A 19,583-nucleotide genomic window follows, 5' to 3' on the forward strand; every position below is an offset into this window, starting at 1 on the left:
TCGACCAGTATGCGTCACTCCCCGGTCAGCAGGTCATTCGCCGAGCGCAGTACCGGTACGCCGACCTCAGCCGGAGCGCTCGCTCCGGTGACGCGGAAGGTGTGCGTCTCACCCGCGGACAGGGTGATCAGACACGAATCCACCCGAGCGGCCGCGTCCAGGCGGTCCGGGAACAGCGCCAGGTCCTTGGCCAACGCGGTCGCCGTCACAGTCACGTCGTACCCATCGCTGGTCGGGGTGACCTCTGCTGTGTAGGCGTCGGCTGAGAGCTGCAGCTGAGTGTCCTCGACGAAGTACCAGTACGCCGTCGCGCCGTCGTCCGCGCGGACTTCCAGGTACTCGGTGGTGGCGTCGAAGGAGATGAGCGAAACCGGCACCGTGGCGAGTGTCGCGGAGCGGGGCTCTACTTCGAGAGCGATGCTCTCGCGGGCGAACACCTCACCACCGGCACCGGTCGCCCGGCGGGTCAGCGTCAACCGAGTCGACCACGCCTCGTCGGAATCGTTGTGCGCGGCAACGACCAGACCGTCGTCGGTCGGCTGCACGCTGAGCAGGCGATCGGCGTACACCTTCTTCAACGCGAACCACAGCGGCTTGCGGATCCCGTGCCCGTCGACCGCGGCCCAGGACACGACCGGCCAGTTGTCGTTGAGCTGCCAGATGATCGCGCCAGTGTTCAGCGGGAACAGGCTGCGGAAGTGCTCGATGCCGTAGATGATCGCGCGCGCCTGGTTGAGCTGCGTCGTCCAGTGCCAGTCATCCATCGACTTCCAGATCGGCAAGTGATCACCGAGACCGCGCTCCAGCTTAAGGTTGCCCTCGTACGCCTTCTGGTGCACGAGCATCTGGTCGCCGTACGGATCCAGCGGTACGTCGTGCACCACCGAGGTCAGCGTCGACCACGCAGGCGGTCCCTGGAATCCGAACTCCGACACGAACCGCGGCTTGTACTTGCGGTAGGTCGTGTAGTCCACCTGGTTCCACACATCCCAGATGTGCATGGTTCCGTTGCGGTCGTCGTTCGGGTGGATGAAGTGGTCGTACGAGTACGGACTGCCCTCCGAGTACGGCGTCCGCGGGTCGAGCTCGGCGACGATCTTCGGCAGCAGGTCGAAGTAGTAGCCCTCACCCCACTTGCGCCCGGCCAACGGCGCCCGCCAGCCCCATTCGACGTACCCCCAGATGTTCTCGTTGTTGCCGTTCCAGACCGCGAGGCTGGCGTGCTTGCTCAGCCGGGTGACCGCCTGCTGCGCCTCGGCCTCGACCTCGCTCCACAGCGGCTCGTCCTCGGAGTAGGCCGCGCAGGCGAACAGGAAGTCCTGCCAGACCAGCACGCCTTGCTCGTCGCAGATGTCGTAGAAGTCGTCGGTCTCGTAGATGCCGCCACCCCAGACGCGCAGCAGATTCATGCCGGCGTCGAGTGCGTCCTGGATGCTCGTCTCGTACGTCGAGCGGTTCAGCCTGGTGACGAAGGCGTCGTCGGGGATCCAGTTCGCGCCGCGGACGTAGATCGGTTTGCCGTTCACCGACAGGACGAACGGGCCGCCGTCCTTGTCGGGGGCAACGTTCATGGTGATGTCGCGGAACCCGACCCGCCCGGTCCAACGGTCATCGCCGGCCGCGACAGTGACGTCGTACAAGGGCTGCTCGCCGTGACCACGCGGCCACCAGAGCTCGACATCGGCGACCGTGTTGGTCAGTACGACGCTCTCGGTGCCGACGGCAACTGTCGTGGTGGTCGTGGTGCCGCTGACCTCGACGGTCACGGTGGTGTCGCCCGCATCCGCGCTCGTGGCGGTGGTGCTGGCCGCCGCGTTCCCATCCCACGCGAATGCGACGTGCGTCGTGAGTACGCCGTCGGCGCTCGCCAGCGGGCGGACGGAGGCGATCCGGACGCCGGACCAGGACTCGATCCCGATCGGCTTCCAGATCCCGGCGGTGGCGAGGTCCGGACCCCAGTCCCAGCCGTAGTTGCTGGCCATCTTCCGGATCGCGTTGTACGGGTGCTTGTTCGTGTGCGGCCACAGCCCGAGCGTCTCGGCGAACTTCTTCGCCGCCTCGACCGGCGCCGCGAACGCAACCACCAATTCATTGCCCGAGGCAACCAAAAGGCCGGTGACGTCGAAGCGGTAACCCCGGTGCTGGTTCTGAGTCCGCCCGAGCTCGGTCCCGTTCAGCGTCACAGTCGCGACCGTGTCGAGCCCGTCAGTCACCAACTCCTGTACGGCGTGCCCGTCCGCAACCCAGTCGAACGTCGTCCGATAGACCCAGTCGGTCGACCCGATCCACGCCAGCTTGCTCTCGTTGTCCCCATCGAACGGATCAGGAATCAGCCCCGCCGCCAGCAGATCGGTATGCACCTCACCAGGAACAGTCGCTGCAAACGGGTGTCTGTCACTGGACTCGACAGTCCAGCTGGCGCCACCTTCGATGGTCAGATCCTTGCGAGCAGTCACAGCGCGTCTCCAGAGCGTGAACCGGTTTAGTCAGGACAAACTACAGCCCCCGGAGTGAGGTCCGGGAGCTGTAGTTCAGGGTGCGAGAACGTACTGCTGCCACAGGTCGGCAAGCGCCTCGTGGCCGGCGGCAGAAGGGTGTACTCCGTCGTCGGCCAAGGTCGCGGCGCCGACCTCGCCGGCGAGCCGGTTGAGCTCGACATCGGCCGGTACCAGGATCGCGTCGTACTCGAGGGCCAGCTTGCGGACGACCTCGATCTTCGGGTCCAGGTCCTCCCGCCACTCCGCGTGCTCGGGCTTAACCTGCAACAGGAACGGCTCGACCAACACGAGTGGGCATTCCAGCGGCTCAAGCAGCAGACGGTACGACGCCTCGTAGGCCTCGACCGTGGTCGGATCGAACTTGTCGTACCGGCGCCAGGTGTCATTGATCCCGATCAGGATCGACACCAGCGACGGCTCGAACGCCAGCACGTCGGTGGACCACCGCGCGACCAGGTCGACCGCGCGGTTGCCACTGGTTCCGGCGTTGACGATCCGCGGCCGGTTGTCGCCGAGGTCTTCGGCGATGTCCCGGACGTAGGTGTTGCCCAGTCCGGTGGGGTCGGTGCGATGACCGCCGTCGGTGACGGAGTCCCCGGCGAACACAACGGTCCACCGGGGATCCAGTTCAAGTTTGTTCACCGGGTCATCTTTACAGGGTCGCCGCGTGCACGTCCCAGTCCTCCGGAAGGACCGGAGCGACCTCGACCGTGCTCGTCACGTCGACGAACGCGCCGGTGTCGATCGACTGGGTGATGGACGACATCACGTCGACGATGTGGAACGCGAGCGCCCCGTTCGCCCGGTGCGGCCGGTCCGCACGGATCGCGCGGGCCATCTCCAGGACGCCGGTACCGCGCTGCGCCGTCGCCTTGGTGGTCTCCAGCGTCTCCCAGTCCTCAGCACCCCGGCGGCGAATCTTGATCTCGCCGTCGAACGCATTCGGATCCGGTACGGCGAGGGTCGCCTCGGAGCCCGTGATCTCGACGAACCCGGCCCGGGACAGCGGTGAGTCGAAGCTGAAGATGCTCTGCGACGACTGCCCTGACTCGAACCGCGCAATCGCGCTGACGTGCGTCGGAACCGTCACGTCGAAGTCGGTCCCGGCCAGCGGGCCCGATCCGATCGTGCGCTTCTCCTTCGACTTCGACCCGATCCCGGCCACCGCCGCGACCGGTCCGAACAGCTGGACCAGCGTGGTCAGGTAGTACGGGCCGATGTCCCAGAGCGGTCCGGCGCCTTCCTGGAACAGGAACGCCGGGTTCGGATGCCACGACTCCGGGCCGGGGGACTGCATCAGCGTGAGCGCGGTCAACGGCGTACCGATGTCGCCACGGTCGATGATCCGGCGCGACTCCTGCAGGCCCGGGCCGAGGATCGTGTCCGGAGCGCAGCCCAGTCGCAGGCCGGCGTCCTGTGCGGTCGCGAGCAGCTTGCGGCCGCTCTCCTGGTCGAGCGAGAAGGGCTTCTCGCTCCAGACATGCTTGCCTGCGGCAACGGCTGCCAGCGCCACCTCGACGTGCGCGACCGGGATGGTCAGGTTGACCACGATCTCGACATCCGGGTGGTTCAGCACGACCTCGGGGGCCCCGTGGCTCTCGATGCCGAACTGGCTCGCCTTCTCCTTCGCCGCCTCGGGCCGCAGGTCGCCGATCGCGACGACCTTCAGGTCCGGGAAGCTCTGCATGCTCTTGATGTAGGCGTCCGAGATGACCCCGGCGCCGATCACACCTACGCCGACAGCCGTCATGCGGGCGCGCCCTCTCCGGTGAGGAACTTGAAGCTGCCCTCGACGGCGTCGAAGATCTCGCCGCTGAAGTCGTCCAGCTCGACCACGCGCAGCGCCTGCGGGGCCGCGGCCAGGATGTCGGCGACCGCGATGGTGCCGTCACCGACAGCGGTCTGCGCCTTGTTGTCCAGGGTGCCGTCGCCGTCCTTGACGTGCAGCGCGACCACGCGGCTGCCCCACTTCTTCAGCAGGGCCGGTACGTCGGCGCCACCGACGGCCGCCCAGTACGTGTCGAGCTCGAGGACGACGTCGTCGTTCAGGTGGTCGACGAAGATCTCCAGCGCGTGTACGCCGTCGATCTTCGACTCCAGCTCGAAGTGGTGGTTGTGGTAGCCGACCGTGATGCCGTGCTTGGCGGCCTCGACGGACGCCTGGTTGAGCGCCTCGGCGGTCGCCTTCACGTCGTCCGCGGACTGCCAGCGGGCCGGGTCGATGAACGGCTCGATGACCGTGCTGATGCCGAGCTTCTGGGCGGCGGCGTAGATCGGCGCGGCGTCCTCGTCGCGGAGCAGGCCGGCGTGCGTGGTGGGCGCCGACAGTCCGTGCTTGGGCAGCGCTTCGGCCAGTTGGTCCGCGATACCCGGGACGCCGAACGGCTCCACCTTGGTGAAGCCGATCTCCGCGATCCGGGCCAGGGTGGCGTCGAAGTCCTCTTCGAGCTTGTGGCGGACTGTGTACAACTGGAGGGACAGGTTGTCCACTGCGACCATGGTTTCTCCTCGTGACCGGCACTGCGCCCGCTGCCCTGGAGCCGCCGTACCGTCCTGATAGCCGAACCGGTTAAGTAACGCTGGCAACCGTATCCCAAACGCGGGCGCCCCGACTAGGGTCCGCCCAGACCTCGGGCGTTCGCGACCGGAACCGGCGAGTTCCGATATGTGATCAAAAGGATCACTCTCTGCTCCCACTTGGTGACACGGCGTGGAAACGCGCGCACACTAGAGGATTCCGGACCGACCGTCAGCGGTCCGGCCGCCCGTGAGGAGTTAGTTGTGCCCCGAGTCACCATCAAGGAGATCGCGCGCCGCGCCGGCGTCTCCAAAGGCGCGGTGTCGTACGCGCTGAACAATCAGCCCGGAGTGTCCGCGGCTACCCGTGCGCGGGTTCTGAGAGTTGCCGAGGAAATGGAGTGGGTACCGAATCGCGCCGCCCGTCAGCTGTCCGCCGCGCGCAGTGAGACCTTCGGCCTGGTGCTTGCGCGGACCGCGCAGACGCTGACCGAGGAACCGTTCTACATGGGCTTCGTGGGAGGTGTGGAGTCCGTGCTCGCCGAGCGCTCGTACGCGTTGGCCCTTCAGGTGGTGACCAACTTGGACGAGGAGCTGGCGACGTACCGCAAGTGGGCCGCCGAGCGCCGCGTCGACGGCGTGATCGTGGTCGACCTGCGGGTCACCGATCCGCGGATCCCGCTACTGCGCAAGCTCGGCCTGCCCGCCGTCCTGGTCGGCCACCCCGAGCTCGCCGACGGCCTGCCGTGCGTCTGGTCCGACGCGACCGCCGCCATGCACACCGCCCTCGGCCACGTCGCGACACTCGGCCACCGCCGGGTAGCCCGCGTCGCCGGACCGCCGGAGTACGGCGATGTGTGGATCCGCGACCGCGCGTTCGTCGAGGCGAGCAGCCGCTACGGCCTGGAGACCAAGGTCATCCACACCGACTACTCCGCCGACGAAGGCGCCGCCGCCACCCGCGACCTACTCGCCGCCGACCCGCGCCCGACCGCGATCATCTACGACAACGACCTGATGGCCGTAGCCGGCCTCTCCGTCGCCCAAGGCCTGGGCGCCGTAGTCCCCCGAGACCTCACTCTCGTCGCCTGGGACGACTCCACCCTCTGCCGCATAACGCACCCCCGCCTAACCGCCATGTCCAACAACGTCGTCGGCTTCGGCGCCGAAGTAACCCACGTCCTCCTCAACCTCCTCAACAACGCCCGCCCCCAACCCCACCCCTACACCACCCCCCTCCTCATCATCCGAGACTCCTCAGCCCACCCCCCGCCCTAACCCCAACCCCAACCCCCCCCATCTCAAGGGGCAACCCCCCATCTCGATGGATATCCCCTCAGATGGGGCCTTGCCCCCCGAAAATCTGAGTGGGCAACCCCCCATTGCGACGGGCAACCCCCGTCTCCGCCAGGCAACCCCTCAACTCGGTGGATATCCCCGGAGTTGGGGGGTTGCCCATCGGAAATCTCAAGGGGCAACCCCTCGGCTAGGTGGGCATCCCCCGAGGTGGGGGGTTGCCACTCGAGGTGGGGGGGTTGTGCGGGTACGGCGGGGGTGGGGTTAGGGGGTGGGGGTGATGGTTACGGGGGTGCCGTTGACGGCGGCGGTGCCGGAGATGGGGTCGGTCAGGGAGGAGTCTGTTAGGTCGTTGAGGGAGATGCCGGGGAGTTGGGTGGCTACGGTCAGGTGGACGCCGGGGCGGGTGTGGCCGAAGCCGTGCGGGAGGGAGACCACGCCGGGCATCATGTCGTTGCTGGAGGCAACTTCTACGGCGAGGGAGCCGGCGGCGGAGGTGATGGTGACGAGCTGACCGGTGGTCAGGGAGCGGTCGGCCAGGTCGGTGGGGTGCATCAGCAGGTGGTGGCGGGGTTTGCCCTTCACCAGGCGGGCCGAGTTGTGCATCCAGGAGTTGTTGCTGCGCAGGTGCCGGCGGCCGATCAGGAGCAGTTCGCCGTCGGCCGTCGCCTGCAGTTCGGAGAGCCGGTCGAGGTCGGCCAGGATCATCGGCTGGTCGAGGTTGATCCGTTTGTTCTTGTGGAACAGGGCTCCGGGCAAGGCCGGTTGCAGCGGTCCGAGGTCGATCCCGCCCGGCGACTTCCGCAGTTTGCGTAGTGACAGCTTGTACGGGCCGATCCGCAGCCCCACGTCGACCACGCGGCGCGGCGCCAACCGCAGTCGCGCCTCGGTGACAAGACGTTTCCGGCTCAGCGGCGTACGTCGTACCAGCGCGGTGCCGAGGTCGCGGAAGATCTCCCAGTCGTGCCGGGCCGACGCGGGTTTGTCCAGTACGGCGTCGTTCCAGCGAGCTGTGTTCCGTACGGCGAGGTTGTGGAAGATCACGTCGTAGTGATCGCGCTCGAGCGGCGGAGCCGGCGGGAGGATCACATCGGCGTGCCGCGTGGTCTCGTTGATGTAGGGATCGACCGCGACCATGAATTCGAGCGACTCGAACGCCTCGTCGAGCTTCCGCCCGTCGGGTGTCGACAGCACCGGGTTGCCGGCGATCGTCACCATCGCCCGGATCTGCCCGTCACCCGGCGTCAGGATCTCCTCCGCCATCACCGACACCGGCAGCTCACCGCCGAACTCCGGCAGCCCGCGGATCCGGCTCGACCACACACCGAGGTGCCCACGCCCGAGCCCGATCAGCGCATTCACCGCAGGCCGAGGGAACATCGTCCCGCCCGGCCGATCGAGGTTGCCGGTGATGATGTTCAGCACCTGGATCGCCCACTGACACAGCGCCCCGAACTGCTGCGTCGACACTCCGACCCGCCCGTAGACCGCAGCGCGCCCAGCAGTCGCATACTCACCAGCGATCCGCCGGATCACCTCAGCGTCGATCCCAGTCAGCGCGGCCGCGCGCTCCGGCGTCCACTCCTCGACCGCGGCCTCGACGGCCGCCAGCCCATCGACGTACGGCGCCGGTCGCGCATTCCCGTCAGCGATCACCTGGTGAATCAGCGCGAGCAGGAACGCCGCATCGGTCCCCGGTCGGACGAAATGATGCTCGTCGGCGACCGCTGCGGTCTCGGTACGGCGCGGGTCGATCACGACGACCTTGCCGCCGCGCTTCCGCACCTCCTTGATCCGCCGGCCGAATCCAGGCGCGGTCATCATGCTGCCGTTCGACGCGAGCGGGTTCGCACCGAGCATCAGGAGGTACGACGTCCGATCGATATCGGGGACCGCGATCATCAGCTGATGTCCGTACAGCAGATACGACGACAGCATCTGCGGCAACTGGTCGATCGACGTGGCACTGAACTTGTTCCGCGTCCGGAGCTGCCGGACCATCGTCGGCATATGCGTCAGCGCGCCGAGGCTGTGCACGTTCGGGTTCCCGAGATAGACGCCGACCGAGTTCCGCCCGTGCTCGCGCTGGATCGCGGTGAGCTTGTCGACGATCAACGAGTACGCCGCGTCCCACCCGATCTCCTGCCAGCCATCGGCAGTACGACGTACTGGCGTGGTCAGCCGGTCCGGATCCTCCTGCAGGTCGCGCAGCGCGACCGCCTTCGGGCAAATGTGACCGCGGGACAGTGGATCCGACTCGTCGCCCCGGATATCGGTGACGTGCCCGTCCTCGATCGTCACCAGGACGCCGCAGATCGCTTCACACAGGTTGCAGGAGGTCCGCCGTACCGTGGTCGCCATCCAGCCAAACTACCCCTGGGTAGCCAAGCTCGCCATCACACGAAGCGTGCCTCGTCGAGCCGGCCGAGGATCGCGTCGACGGTTTCGCCGGCCGACAGGTCGGAGTTGTCCAGCCACAGGCCGCGCCGCGGGCTGAATGCGTGCAGCTCGTAGTCGAGCTCGTCGACCAGATGATGCGATCCGCCGAGCCGCCCGGAGATCACATCGGGACGCGGCGTCAGTACGACGAGGTAGCGCGGCCGGGTGCGGATCCCGTCCAGGAACTCGCGGAGCAGCTCGCCGATCACGACATCCTGCAGTACGACGGTGAAACCGGCCTCGGCGTAGGAGTCGGCGGCCTGGCAGGCGAGGCGGAATCCGAGCTGCATCTGCCGTTGCGCCTCGGCCGGATCGTCGGTCATCGAGGCATGCCCGCTGACGATCATCCGGCGGAACAGATTGCCCGGAATGTTGACGCCGTACTGGAACCGCTCGGCCAGCAACTGGGCGACCGCGGACTTCCCGGCCGCCATGATTCCGCTGACGACGATCACCCCAGCGGACTCCATGCTGGTGATGGTGCCACGGTACGCAATGTTTTAGTCAGGTTTGTGGCGAACTTGTCGTTCCGCGGACGCGAAATCCTTGGTTTGTAAGGGGTTTTGCTGCACCAGGGAGTCGATATGAAGGCGGAGCAGCCGGCGGACCCGGGTCGGCGTGCTCCGCCGGGGCTGGATGACCGCGTGCAGGGCAAGGCCGTCGAGCAAGGCATGCAAACGCTCTATTTCCAGACGCAGGTCCAGATCGTCGCGGAGTGCGCCCGCGTCGGACAGCGCGTTGAGCAGCTCTGCGCACAGGTCGCGCAGGCCGTCGTTCGCGGTCTCGACGTTGTTGTGCAGGGTGTCGGCGCCGGTCTCGGCCTGGGCCTGGACCATGAAGGCGAGCCAGACATCGAACTCGGCCATCCGCTCGGCGTCGAGCGGAAGCACCTCTTCGAGGTACCGCAGGGCCACGGTCGTGGCGCTACCCTTCGTGCCGCCGCGCGCGGTCAGTGCCGCGAAGCGCTCGCCGACCCGGCGGACCACCAGGTCCATCGCGAACTTGAGCAGGCCGTCCTGGTCGGGGAAGTAGTAGCGCACGGCTCCGGCCGACCAGCCGGCTTCGGCGGCGATGGTGCGGACCGAGGCGGCGCGGATGCCGTCGCGGCGGACGACGCGCCACAGGGCCTGGGCGATCTCCTCGCGGCGGGCGTCGTGGTCGACGATCTTCGGCATGTGCCCTTTTTAGCACACCTGTGTTATCGTCGTTTCACAACACAGTCGTACTAAAACAACGGGAAGGGTGAATCCCTGTGCTGCTCGCTGTGATCGCCGCGTGTGAGATCGGCTTCTGGGTCCTGCTCGCCGCCGGGATGGCGACGCGCTATCTGCTCCGGAAGCCCAAGGCCGGGATGATCCTGCTGCTGATGGTTCCGCTGGTCGACGTGGTCATGCTGGTGGCGAGCGTGCTCGACATCCACCGCGGTGGCGAGCCGTCGTTCAAGCACTCGCTGGCCGCGATCTTCATCGGCGTGAGCGTCGGATTCGGTCACCAGACGCTCAAGTGGGCCGACGGTTGGGCGGCGCACAAGTTCGCCGGTGCACCGCGGCCGGTGAAGCCGCCGAAGGGCGGCCGGGCGCGGGCGCAGCGGGAGCGCGCCGGCTGGTTCCGGCACCTGCTCGCGTACGTCGTCGGTGTCGGCATCATGATCGCCCTCGGCCTGCTGTCCGGGAAGGGATGGGACGCCGCCACCGGCCCGGCCTGGGGCTGGACCGTGGCGCTGGTGATCGACGGGTTCGTCTCGTTCAGCTACACCTTCGACGAGGCCAAGGACGACGAGCCCGCGCCGCGCGAGTCGCAGTCGGTCTGACCTCCCGGTTCTCCCCGCCCGGTCGTCGTAGATTGCGGTCATGACGATGATCGGGCGGGTCTGGTCCTGGGTCACCGCGGCAGCTGTCCTGGCCGGCATCGTGATCCAGTTGTTCGTGACGGCGTCCGGGAGTGACGGCTTCTTCCCGGACAACCCGGACCGCGTCCTCAACGTCTTTGCCTACTTCACGATTCAATCGAATCTGATCCTCGGTGTGACCGTGCTGACGCTGGATCGCCGGAGCACCCTGTTCAAAACCCTGCGGCTGAACGGCGTTCTCTGTATCGCCGTCACCGGGATCGTCTATCACCTGGTGCTCGCCGGTCTGGACTCGTTGACCGGCTGGGCCGCAGTGGCGAACTTCTTACTGCACACGGCCACCCCGGTGCTCGGCGTACTGGGATGGGCATTGTTCGGACCTCGCGGTACGACGGACTTGCGGATCGCCGCCTGGTCTGTCGTGTTCCCGCTGCTGTGGCTCGCGTTCACGCTGATCCGCGGCGCGTTCGTCGGCTTCTATCCCTACCCGTTCGTGGACGTGAACCAGCACGGGTATGGACAGGTTCTCCTGAACTGTCTGCTCGTCGCGGTACTGTTCCTGGCTCTGGCGGCCGGGGCCACAGCCCTTGATCGTCGCCTCAGCAAAACCGTCGAAGGGTAAGTGCCTTGCTGGTGACCTCTCGCTCGTACGCCGAGTACGAAGCGATGTTCGATCTGACCGAACTGCCTGACTCCGTGCTGGACTGTTCGGCCGGTGGATCGAGTTTCACCGCCGAAGCCGCCGCGCGTGGGGTGGACGTGGTGGCCGTGGATCCGGCGTACGAGTTGACGATGCCTGAGCTCGTCGACACGGTCCGGCGGAGTCTGCCGGCCACGACCGAGATCATCGAGGATCACGAGGCGCGGTTCGTCTGGAAGTGGTACGGGACGCCCGAGCGGCGGGATGAGATGCGGCTCGAGGCGGCCGACCGGTTCCTGCAGGACATCGGTGCGGAGCCGGACCGGTATGTCGCGGCCGCGCTGCCGGAGCTCCCGTTCGAGGACGGGCGGTTCGAGCTGGCGTTGTGCTCACACCTGCTGTTCACCTGGGCCGATACCTTCGGCCGGGACTGGCATCTGGCCGCGTTGCGGGAGCTGATCCGGGTGACGAGCGGCGAGGTTCGCGTGTTCCCGCTGGTGCTGCAGGGCACGGGCGAGCCGGTGCCGTTCCTGCCGGAGGTGCTGGACGAGCTCGCCGACGTCGCCTGGGAGATCCGCAAGGTTCCCTACGAGTTCCAGGCGGGCGCCGACGAGATGCTCGTCCTCACGCACTCCTGAGGATCAGGGCTGTCAGGGCAGGAAGCGACCGCAGACCGGCCACGGCGAGTTGCCGCGCTGCGCGTAGAGCTTCTTCGCGCGCATCAGCTGCTCGGCCGGCGAGGCCTGGGCCGGGCTGCCGCTACCGCCGACGCTGCGCCAGGTCTGCTTGTCGAACTGGAACAGGCCGAAGTACTTGCCGTTCGGGCTGACTGCGCGCGGGTTGCCGCTGGACTCGCAGTTGGCGACCTTGCGCCACGCGGCGCTCATGCTGACGTTGCCGCTGTTGTTCGACGGGCGCTCGGCGGAGCGGTTGGTCCGCGGCTTGCGCACGGTCTGCTTCGAGACGGTCTTCTTCTTGGTGACGACCTTCGACTTCGGAGTGACCCGCTGCTTCGGGGCGGTGGCCTTCTTCACACCGTCCAGCGTCAGGGTCTGACCGATCAGGATCAGGTCGGGGTCCTTCAGGTTGTTGATCTTCGCCAGGTGGTGCCAGTCGGCACCGTTCGCCTGGGCGATCTCGGAGAGGGTGTCTCCGGCCTTCACTTTGTAGTCGGTCGCGAACGCCGCGCCGGTGGCTGCGACGGTGATCCCGGCGCCGAGACCGGCGACGGAGAGGGTCCGGACCACCCGGCGAGTAGATCGCCGGGGGCGCGCATGTCGGGCTTTGGACATCGGTAAGGCGCTCCTCGTGAGCTTGGGCATGGTGGAGGACACCAGCCCCCCAGGCAGGGGAGGGGGCACCCGGACAGGTAACGAAAGGGAGTCCGGATGATCACGTCCAGGTCACGACGCGATGTGAGTCATCCTGTGGGACGCGTCGCCGGAGCGCAAGGCCAGATCGGAATCTGCCCCGATTTTTTCGGTCCCTTGACGTACCGAAAGCCCAACAACAGAACGGTTTCCGAGCTGCAAACAGATCGGTTTCAGCGCCTGAAATAGCGCGCCGGAACGAGGTCGACGGTGAGTTTCCGGATGACTTCCCGGTCAGTCTCCGGCCAACTGGTCCAGACCTGTTCGGCCCAGGCCAGCATCGCCTGCTCGACCTCGTCAACACCGCCGGCGGACAGTACGTCGTACGCCGTCAATCGCCCGACGGACTCGGGTGGCATGAGTTCGGGCCAGTCGCCGAACGAGTTCGCCATGATGCCGTGGGCCGTGCGGACGTCGATGTTCCCGGAACCGCGTTCGAGGAACATGTAGAGACCGTTCAGCGCGAACACCGGTCCGATTCGCGGAGCGCCGACTCTCACATGTTGCGCGCCGTACGCGTCGATCCGCAGTTGGTGCAGGTAACCGAGCCTCAGTTGGTGCTCGATCTCGAACCCGAGCAGGTCGCCGGCGACCTGCAGACACTCCGGCGACGCGTTGTACTTCGGCGTTTCCGGCCACTGCGAGATCGGCAGCTCGACCCGGCAGCCGGGGCAGCGGCTGGATTCGTGCGTGCCATCTCCGGAGTTCACTCGTTGATGGAAACACGGGCACCGCCGTCCGGCAGCTGGTTTTCGCCGTTGCGGGGGCGGTAGGCCGGCAGATGAGGCGACGGACGTGATGGGGGCATGCGGTGATCCGAGTGGCTCTCGGCCACCGCGGCACGATGGTGCGAGGTGCACTGGCCGCGGTGCTGGCAGGCGAGACGGACATGGAGGTCGTGGCTGAGCTGGACCGCTCGGAGGACGTCCTCCAGGTGGCCGGCCGACGGCCGCATGTCGTGCTGCTCGATCCACAGCTGCCCGGGCGGATCCGGATCGAGGAGCTGTGCCGCAAACTCGCCGGTCGCGGGGTGCTGGTGCTGATCGACCACGAGGCGATCGCCGCGACCAGTCTCGCGCTGGTGAAGCAAGCGCCGCGGATCGGGCTGATCGCGACCGATGCCACCACAGACCAGCTGGTCCAGGCGGTCCGCGACGTGGCGAAGGGGCTGCCGGTGGTCGACGTGCGGCTCGCGGTCGCGGCGTTGAAGGCCGGTGACAACCCGCTCACCGATCGCGAGTGCGAGGTGCTGCGGCAGGTCACCACGGGTGCGACTGCGCAGGAGGTTGCCCGGACGCTGAGTCTGAGTGCCGGCACCGTGCGGAACTACCTGTCGAGGATCCTGGCGAAGACCGGTTCGCGCAGCCGCATCGAAGCCATTCGGAAGGCTCAAGACGCCGGCTGGATCTGATTGATGATCGGGTCCCAGTTGCCGTGCAGATCGCGGTACAAGCTGGAGCTGCGCATCAGAGCCTGATGCGTACCGATCGCGGCCTTGTTGCCATCCAGCACGAGGATCCGGCGAGCTCGCAGCGCGGAACTGATCCGGTGCGCGATCACCACCAGCGTGCCGCCGCGTTGCGCGAAGGCCACCTCGGCTTGCCGCTCGGCCTCCGGATCGAGGAAGCAGGTCGCCTCATCCAGTACGACGAGTGGTGCGGGCGACAGGTAGGCCCGGACCAGCGCGATCAGTTGCCGCTCACCGGCGGAGAGCTCGGTTGGCTTGACCACCGCGCCGAGACCGCCGATGCGCTGGATGAGGGCGGTCGCGCCGATGGCGTCGACGGCTGCACTTAGCTCGTCGGTCGTCGCGTCGGGGAGTAGATAGGACAGGTTCTCCTCGACGGTCCCGCTGAAGACATAGGCCTCCTGTGGGATCAGTACGCGCGTCTCGGCCAGCCGCTCGGTGGTCAGTTCAGTCGGCGGTACGCCACCCAGCAGCAACCGGCCGCCGCTCGGCGTCAGCATCCCGCAGATCAGCGCGGCCAAGGTCGACTTCCCGATCCCGCTCGGACCGACCACGGCCAGGTGGTCACCCTCCGGGATGGTCAGGTCGAGACGATCAAGCACCGGCTCGGCCGCCGGCCCATACGCGAACGTCAGCCGCTGAGCATGGACCTGATGCCCTTGTACGGCGTCGATCACGCGAACCGGCTCATCCGGCTGACTGGTGTCGAGGATCCTGCCGAGGGTGATCACATACCGCAGGCCGCTGTCGCCCAGCGCGGCCATCACCTGCCCGAGCGCTGGTTGCAGGCCGATCAGCACATACGTGAGACCGCCGAGCAGCGTGCCCGTGCTCACGCCGCGCCCGACCAGCCACGGGCCAGTGGCGAGCAGGATCAGCAGCGGCAGCCAGCCACCGACCGCGAAACACAAGGTGCGAAGCGCCGCGACCTTGGCCAGCGCCCGCTCCGCCGATGCCTGCGCCTCGATCGGTTCGCCGACCAGGAACTCGGCGTACTCCTCGGTGCCGGTCGCGGTGATGTCGCGCACGCCACCGAAGACCATCCCGGCCGAGGCGGCCAGGTCCTCATCGGCCTGCAGCGAGGCTCGCACCCGGTCGGCGGCCATCCCCAAAACGCCTAGCGACAAGGCGAATCCGATCAGGAACGGCGGTACGACGAACGCAGCCACCATGGGCGCGAGCGACAGCAGACCGGCCAGCACCCCGAAGAGCGTGACCGCGAAACTCCGGAGCACCATGACCAGTCCGGCGTACGTGTCCCGGACGATCTCGACCTGCCGGTTCAGGCGGGCCACCGCGCTGTCGTCGCCGGTGCGCAGCGCGCCGGCGACAACCCGCCGTACCAGGTCGTCGCGGACTGGTTCGACCAGATCGCCGAGCCGCGTGTACACCTGCCGCGCTCCGGCGGCACCCAATCCGGCGGTCGCGACCAACCCACCAAGCCACGCGATCCCTTGCCAGACATGTCCAGCCAGGAAGCTGTCCGTGGCGCGCGCGACCGCAACTCCGTAGATCGCGGTCGGCAGGATCTCCGGCACCGACCAAGCCATCAGCTTGACCGTCGCCCGCTTGCGCAGGGACAGAGCGCCGTACTCGAGTTCCCGCTTCATCCCGCCCACGTCCTTCGGCCCCACCGCGGTGCGCGGAGGGGCCCGTCGGCGAGAGCGGGCCGGATCACCCGAAGACCTCGCGGTACGACGTGTTGTTCCAAAGGTCGGCGTGGGGTGCCACTGCTCGGACCTGGCCGTGGTCGAGCCAGACCACGAGATCCGCGCGAGCGGCGGTGGCCGGGCGGTGAGTGACGATCAAGCGGGTCCGGTGGTGGCGGTCCTCGGTGAGAGTCCGGCCGATCTGCCGCTCGGTCGCGGTGTCGAGACTCGAGGTCGCGTCGTCCAGCACGAGTAGCCGGTTGGCCGGCCAGGCGCGGGCTAGTCCGAGTCGCTGCCGCTCACCACCCGACATAGGGGCCCTGCGCAACGAAGTGAAGTAGCCGTTGGGTAGTCGGCTGACGAAGTCGTGGGCGTGCGTGGCCCGGGCCGCGGCCAGTGTGCGCACCGGGTTGATCGCGTCGGGAGCGATCGACTCACCGATCGTCCGGCCGACCAGCTGCGGCCGCTCGAAGGCGCAGCCGACCGCGCGACGCAGCGCATGCCGGCTGACGGCCTGCAGCGGTACGCCGTCCAGCGAGACATGCCCGGTCGACGGATCACGCAACCGCGCTGCGACCGCGGCGAGCACGGACTTGCCGGCGCCACTCGGGCCGACGACCGCGACCGTCATACCGCCTGGCAGATCCAGGCTCACGTCGTTCAGCAGCACGTTGCCGTCTGCGACGACGCTCACGTGGTCGAAGGTGAGGTGTCCGGAACCGGCCGGCAATTTGAGTGAACCGTGCGGAACCTCGGCGATCGCGCCCACCTCGGCAGCCCGCTGAACACCGGCCTTCGCGCGCGCGATCTCCCCGATCACACCGGTGAGATTGCCGAGGCCGGCACCGAGGACGGCGTACTGCGAGGCGGCGAACAGCTCACCGGCAGTGATGTGCCCAGCGACCAACTGGATGCCGCCTACTGCCAGCACGGCGACCAGCACGAGCGGTCCGACCACCGCGGCCTGCGCGCCGGAGCGGGCCAGAATGCGCCACGTAACGACACCTTGTTTGTGGAGCTCGGGCAGCAGACCGAGGATGCGTCGCTCCTCGCGGTCTGTCGTCCCGGCGGCCGCGATGGTGCGGATACCGGTCAGCGACTCGGACAGCCGGGCGGCGATCCGGCCCTGCGTCTCTTGGTAGGCGAGACTCACATCGGCGGTCCGCCGCGCGAACGCCAGCAGCACCAGGATCACTAGCAGCACACCACCGAAGAACGCCGCCGCGAGCCAGGGATCGATCAGAGCGAGCAGCACCAGACTGCCGACCGGAGGAGCGATCGCCGCGATCGCGGTCACCGCAGCCGGTCCGGCCTGCGCGGCGTCGGTCGCGTTCGCGGAGACTCGCGTGACCAAGTCGCCGGTCTCGAACCCGCGGCTCCCCTCGGGCCCGCCGCGGACGACCTGCCGCACCAGGCGATGCCGCAGCCAGGCGGTCGTTTCGGCGACACAAGCGGCACCCGCGAAGGCGTCGATCAGACTGGCCACGATGCCGAGCCCGATGGCGGCCGCTGCGGCGATCAACCATTGCGTGTAGCCCGTGCCGGCGACGATCGAGTCCACCGAGCGACCGAGGATCGACGGCAGGGCCAAGGTGACCGCGCTGCCGATCAGTGCGTTCAGCCCGATCAGTGGCAACCAGCCGCGGCCGCGTTTCGCCACCGATCCGAAGGTGATCATGATGAAAGCCTGAGGCCGGTGCGTTCCGCGAGGAACGCGAGCATGTCCGCAGCCAACCCGATGCCTTGACTCGCCGATCCGCTGCCATGGCCGGCATTCGGATCCAACCGCAACAGGACAGAGCCTTCACTCGCGGTCGCATGCTGCAGCGCCGCGCACATCTTGCGAGAGTGCAGTGGATCAACGCGAGTGTCGTTGCCGAACACCGTGAACAGCACGGCCGGATACTTCACGCCCTCGTTGACCCGGTGGTACGGCGAGTAGGACAAGAGGTTCTCGAACTGCGCCGGGTCCTTCGCGGATCCGAATTCCGGCACCCAACGCTCGCCCAGACCAGACAGCTCGTAACGCAACATGTCGGTGAGCGGCGCCGAGCAGACCGCTGCCGCGAACAACTCCGGCCGCTGAGTCAAGGCCGCCGCAACAAGCAAGCCCCCATTGGATTCGCCGCACAGCGACAACTGCTCGGCGGTCGTCCAACCGGTCGCGATCAAGTGCTCGGCCGCCGCGATGAAGTCGTCGAAGACACCCTGTTTGCGATCCAGCATCCCGGCCCGATGCGATTCGATACCACCACGGGTGTTGGCTGTGACGAAGACGCCACCGGCCTCGACCCACGCCAGCGCGAAGGCCGAGTACGTCGGAGTGAGCGTCTGCCCGAAACCGCCGTACCCGTAGAGGAGTGTCGGTCGTGGTCCGTGGTTGCCGGGTTTGGCGATCACCAGGAGTCGGGTCTCGTGGCCGTCCGGGCTCGTGGTGACGAGCTGCTGCGACTCCGCCTCGGCAGTCACGCCGGGGGCTTGCGACCAGAGCGTCGCCTGGCCGGTGGTGTGGTCGTAGCAGTAGACGGCAGACGGGGTGACGCTGTCGGTGTAGCTGAACCAGGCTTGCGGTCCGCCGTCTGGCAGCGTGGTCAGCGAACCGACCGAACCGACGCCAGGTAAGGCGATATCGCTGACATGCGCACCGGTCTGCAGGTTGTGCACGGCGATTCCGCTCGGGCTGGCCAGCAGCAGTGCGCCGTCCAGGATCGCCAGGCCGGTGAGCGGCACATCCGGGGTGACGAGGTCCTGCCAGATCAGCGGATTGTGTGGATCACCGACGCAGATCTTGCCGGTCGGCGCATCCTTGGTGGTGACGACGTAGAGACGACCGTCGGGGCCGACCGACATCACGGTCAGCGCGTCGATGCTCTGCTGGATCGGGCGCGGCGAATCAGCGCTCTCAAGATCCTGCAGCCACAGATCGTTCGCCCCGCCACGGGCGGCGGAGATGGTCAGCCAGCGTCCGTCGGCGCTGAGCTCCAGTCCGTACGACGCCTCGGTCGACAGCACGACGGTGTCGTCGGCGACGTCCAGGTGGCGGCAGCGGACCTGGCGGAATCGCACGTAGTAGAAGGACTTCCCGTCCGGTAGCCAGGCGACCGGCGAATACCGGCAGCCGTCGATGGGCTCGCCGATGAGCTCACCGCTGTCCACGTCGAGCAGGTACAGGACGGACTGTTCGGTGCCGCCGCGGGAGGTCTGGAACGCGACCAGCGATCCATCGGGTGATGGCTGCCACGCGTCCAAAGTCGTGAGACCGGATGGGTCGATCGCCATCGGGTCGAGGGTTGCGCGCCGGCCGTCGTACAGGACCGGGTGCAGCTGACCGGGGTCGCTGCGCAGCGTGAAACAGCGCCCGCCGTGCCACGAAGGTGTGGAGACGGTGCCGACGTTCGAAAGGGCCTTCACCCGGTGACGGAACTGGTACCGGCCGGACAGCGTGACTGCATGGTTCAGCCAGAGCTCGTCCTGGGCCGCGAGCCAGCGCTTGGTCTCGGAGGACTCGGCGTCCTCCAGCCAGCGGTAGGGATCCGCGATGGTGTGGCCGTGCACCTGCTCCACGAGCGGTAGCCGCTCGGCGCATGGATAGGACTGCACGGAATTGGGCAAAAGAGCTCCTTCCGTCGGGTGAAGCGACGGATCCCGCAGACAGGTTCGGCCCTGGGTGGGTATGCCGCCCACCCAGGGCCTCCGGAACCTGACGATCCAGGATCCGATCAGTGGCAGAGCAGAAGGCTCAGGTTGCTCGGGCGACCCGACGCGCAACCAAGCACGGTCAGCGTGGAGCCGCCGCCGTGGTGGCCGCCGCCGTAACCCGGGGTCTCGAGGCCCTGAAGGTCGAGAAGTGCCATGTT

18 protein-coding genes are annotated in these 19,583 nt (G+C 67.6%); 5 read left to right on the forward strand and 13 right to left on the reverse strand.

Annotated elements, in window-relative coordinates; translation table 11 throughout:
• Positions 1-14: 14 nt before the first annotated feature.
• From ABD231_RS12825 to ABD231_RS12840, 4 genes are all read right to left on the reverse strand, one after another.
• On the reverse strand, positions 15-2,456 hold the full coding sequence (locus ABD231_RS12825) for a glycoside hydrolase family 2 protein (RefSeq protein WP_344149830.1): 2,442 nt from the start codon (positions 2,454-2,456) through the stop codon (positions 15-17).
• A 75-nt stretch (positions 2,457-2,531) separates the two neighbouring features.
• Positions 2,532-3,140 carry an SGNH/GDSL hydrolase family protein gene (locus ABD231_RS12830; RefSeq protein ID WP_344149832.1) on the reverse strand — a complete coding sequence of 203 codons (609 nt, stop codon included), beginning with the start codon at positions 3,138-3,140 and terminating at the stop codon, positions 2,532-2,534.
• A 10-nt stretch (positions 3,141-3,150) separates the two neighbouring features.
• Complete coding sequence (locus tag ABD231_RS12835; RefSeq protein ID WP_344149834.1) at positions 3,151-4,248, reverse strand: Gfo/Idh/MocA family protein; 1,098 nt, start codon at positions 4,246-4,248, stop codon at positions 3,151-3,153.
• Positions 4,245-4,997 carry a sugar phosphate isomerase/epimerase family protein gene (locus ABD231_RS12840; RefSeq protein WP_344149836.1) on the reverse strand — a complete coding sequence of 251 codons (753 nt, stop codon included), beginning with the start codon at positions 4,995-4,997 and terminating at the stop codon, positions 4,245-4,247. Before ABD231_RS12840 ends, ABD231_RS12835 begins: the two co-directional genes overlap by 4 nt.
• A 282-nt stretch (positions 4,998-5,279) precedes the next feature.
• Between ABD231_RS12840 and ABD231_RS12845 the strand changes: the two genes are divergently transcribed.
• The gene (locus ABD231_RS12845) at positions 5,280-6,293 is read left to right on the forward strand and encodes a LacI family DNA-binding transcriptional regulator (protein WP_344149838.1); all 1,014 of its coding nucleotides are present in this window, start codon (positions 5,280-5,282) and stop codon (positions 6,291-6,293) included.
• 282 nt (positions 6,294-6,575) lie between these two features.
• Here the strand turns inward: ABD231_RS12845 and ABD231_RS12850 are convergent, their stop codons facing one another.
• From ABD231_RS12850 to ABD231_RS12860, 3 genes are read right to left on the reverse strand one after another with little or no spacing between them, the layout of a single operon-like run.
• Entirely contained in the window at positions 6,576-8,672 is a 2,097-nt protein-coding gene (locus ABD231_RS12850) for a molybdopterin-dependent oxidoreductase (protein WP_344149840.1), read from the reverse strand.
• A 35-nt stretch (positions 8,673-8,707) separates the two neighbouring features.
• A complete protein-coding gene (locus ABD231_RS12855) occupies positions 8,708-9,220 on the reverse strand; it encodes a nucleoside/nucleotide kinase family protein (protein ID WP_344149842.1) in 513 nt (170 codons plus the stop codon).
• A gap of 30 nt (positions 9,221-9,250) precedes the next feature.
• Positions 9,251-9,925 carry a TetR/AcrR family transcriptional regulator gene (locus ABD231_RS12860; protein ID WP_344149844.1) on the reverse strand — a complete coding sequence of 225 codons (675 nt, stop codon included), beginning with the start codon at positions 9,923-9,925 and terminating at the stop codon, positions 9,251-9,253.
• A 77-nt stretch (positions 9,926-10,002) separates the two neighbouring features.
• Between ABD231_RS12860 and ABD231_RS12865 the strand changes: the two genes are divergently transcribed.
• From ABD231_RS12865 to ABD231_RS12875, 3 genes are read left to right on the forward strand one after another with little or no spacing between them, the layout of a single operon-like run.
• Positions 10,003-10,560, forward strand: a complete 558-nt coding sequence (locus ABD231_RS12865) for a 2TM domain-containing protein (protein ID WP_344149846.1) — start codon at positions 10,003-10,005, stop codon at positions 10,558-10,560.
• Positions 10,561-10,600: 40 nt separating this feature from the next.
• Positions 10,601-11,221, forward strand: coding sequence for a Pr6Pr family membrane protein (locus ABD231_RS12870; protein WP_344149848.1), 621 nt, complete (start codon positions 10,601-10,603; stop codon positions 11,219-11,221).
• 11 nt (positions 11,222-11,232) lie between these two features.
• Complete coding sequence (locus tag ABD231_RS12875) at positions 11,233-11,877, forward strand: class I SAM-dependent methyltransferase (protein WP_344149850.1); 645 nt, start codon at positions 11,233-11,235, stop codon at positions 11,875-11,877.
• Positions 11,878-11,889: 12 nt separating this feature from the next.
• Here ABD231_RS12875 and ABD231_RS12880 read toward each other — a convergent pair whose 3' ends face one another.
• Complete coding sequence (locus ABD231_RS12880; RefSeq protein ID WP_344149852.1) at positions 11,890-12,486, reverse strand: transglycosylase family protein; 597 nt, start codon at positions 12,484-12,486, stop codon at positions 11,890-11,892.
• A gap of 296 nt (positions 12,487-12,782) precedes the next feature.
• Positions 12,783-13,319, reverse strand: a complete 537-nt coding sequence (locus ABD231_RS12885; protein WP_344149854.1) for a DUF5946 family protein — start codon at positions 13,317-13,319, stop codon at positions 12,783-12,785.
• Between the two features lie 101 nt (positions 13,320-13,420).
• Between ABD231_RS12885 and ABD231_RS12890 the strand changes: the two genes are divergently transcribed.
• Complete coding sequence (locus ABD231_RS12890) at positions 13,421-14,020, forward strand: response regulator transcription factor (protein WP_344149856.1); 600 nt, start codon at positions 13,421-13,423, stop codon at positions 14,018-14,020.
• Here the strand turns inward: ABD231_RS12890 and ABD231_RS12895 are convergent.
• The 4 genes from ABD231_RS12895 to ABD231_RS12910 form a co-directional block, all read right to left on the reverse strand.
• Positions 13,999-15,687 carry an ATP-binding cassette domain-containing protein gene (locus ABD231_RS12895; RefSeq protein WP_344149858.1) on the reverse strand — a complete coding sequence of 563 codons (1,689 nt, stop codon included), beginning with the start codon at positions 15,685-15,687 and terminating at the stop codon, positions 13,999-14,001. The two genes, ABD231_RS12890 and ABD231_RS12895, sit on opposite strands and share 22 nt — an antisense overlap.
• Before the next feature lie 64 nt (positions 15,688-15,751).
• Positions 15,752-17,404: an ABC transporter ATP-binding protein gene (locus ABD231_RS12900; RefSeq protein ID WP_344149860.1), complete on the reverse strand. Its 1,653-nt coding sequence runs from the start codon at positions 17,402-17,404 to the stop codon at positions 15,752-15,754.
• The gene (locus ABD231_RS12905; RefSeq protein WP_344149862.1) at positions 17,401-19,338 is read right to left on the reverse strand and encodes a prolyl oligopeptidase family serine peptidase; all 1,938 of its coding nucleotides are present in this window, start codon (positions 19,336-19,338) and stop codon (positions 17,401-17,403) included. Before ABD231_RS12905 ends, ABD231_RS12900 begins: the two co-directional genes overlap by 4 nt.
• 107 nt (positions 19,339-19,445) lie before the next feature.
• Complete coding sequence (locus ABD231_RS12910; RefSeq protein WP_344149864.1) at positions 19,446-19,580, reverse strand: SapB/AmfS family lanthipeptide; 135 nt, start codon at positions 19,578-19,580, stop codon at positions 19,446-19,448.
• Positions 19,581-19,583 lie beyond the last annotated feature (3 nt).

This window comes from Kribbella yunnanensis (genome assembly GCF_039529655.1).
Taxonomy (GTDB): Bacteria; Actinomycetota; Actinomycetes; order Propionibacteriales; family Kribbellaceae; genus Kribbella; species Kribbella yunnanensis.

Bases quoted from the DNA above. Each gene is read 5' to 3' on its own strand.
- ABD231_RS12835 (WP_344149834.1), bottom strand. From the start codon at position 4,248: ATGACGGCTGTCGGCGTAGGTGTGATCGGCGCCGGGGTCATCTCGGAC.
- ABD231_RS12840 (WP_344149836.1), bottom strand. From the start codon at position 4,997: ATGGTCGCAGTGGACAACCTGTCCCTCCAGTTGTACACAGTCCGCCAC.
- ABD231_RS12850 (WP_344149840.1), bottom strand. From the start codon at position 8,672: ATGGCGACCACGGTACGGCGGACCTCCTGCAACCTGTGTGAAGCGATC.
- ABD231_RS12855 (WP_344149842.1), bottom strand. From the start codon at position 9,220: ATGGAGTCCGCTGGGGTGATCGTCGTCAGCGGAATCATGGCGGCCGGG.
- ABD231_RS12860 (WP_344149844.1), bottom strand. From the start codon at position 9,925: ATGCCGAAGATCGTCGACCACGACGCCCGCCGCGAGGAGATCGCCCAG.
- ABD231_RS12870 (WP_344149848.1), top strand. From the start codon at position 10,601: ATGACGATGATCGGGCGGGTCTGGTCCTGGGTCACCGCGGCAGCTGTC.
- ABD231_RS12895 (WP_344149858.1), bottom strand. From the start codon at position 15,687: ATGAAGCGGGAACTCGAGTACGGCGCTCTGTCCCTGCGCAAGCGGGCG.
- ABD231_RS12900 (WP_344149860.1), bottom strand. From the start codon at position 17,404: ATGATCACCTTCGGATCGGTGGCGAAACGCGGCCGCGGCTGGTTGCCA.
- ABD231_RS12910 (WP_344149864.1), bottom strand. From the start codon at position 19,580: ATGGCACTTCTCGACCTTCAGGGCCTCGAGACCCCGGGTTACGGCGGC.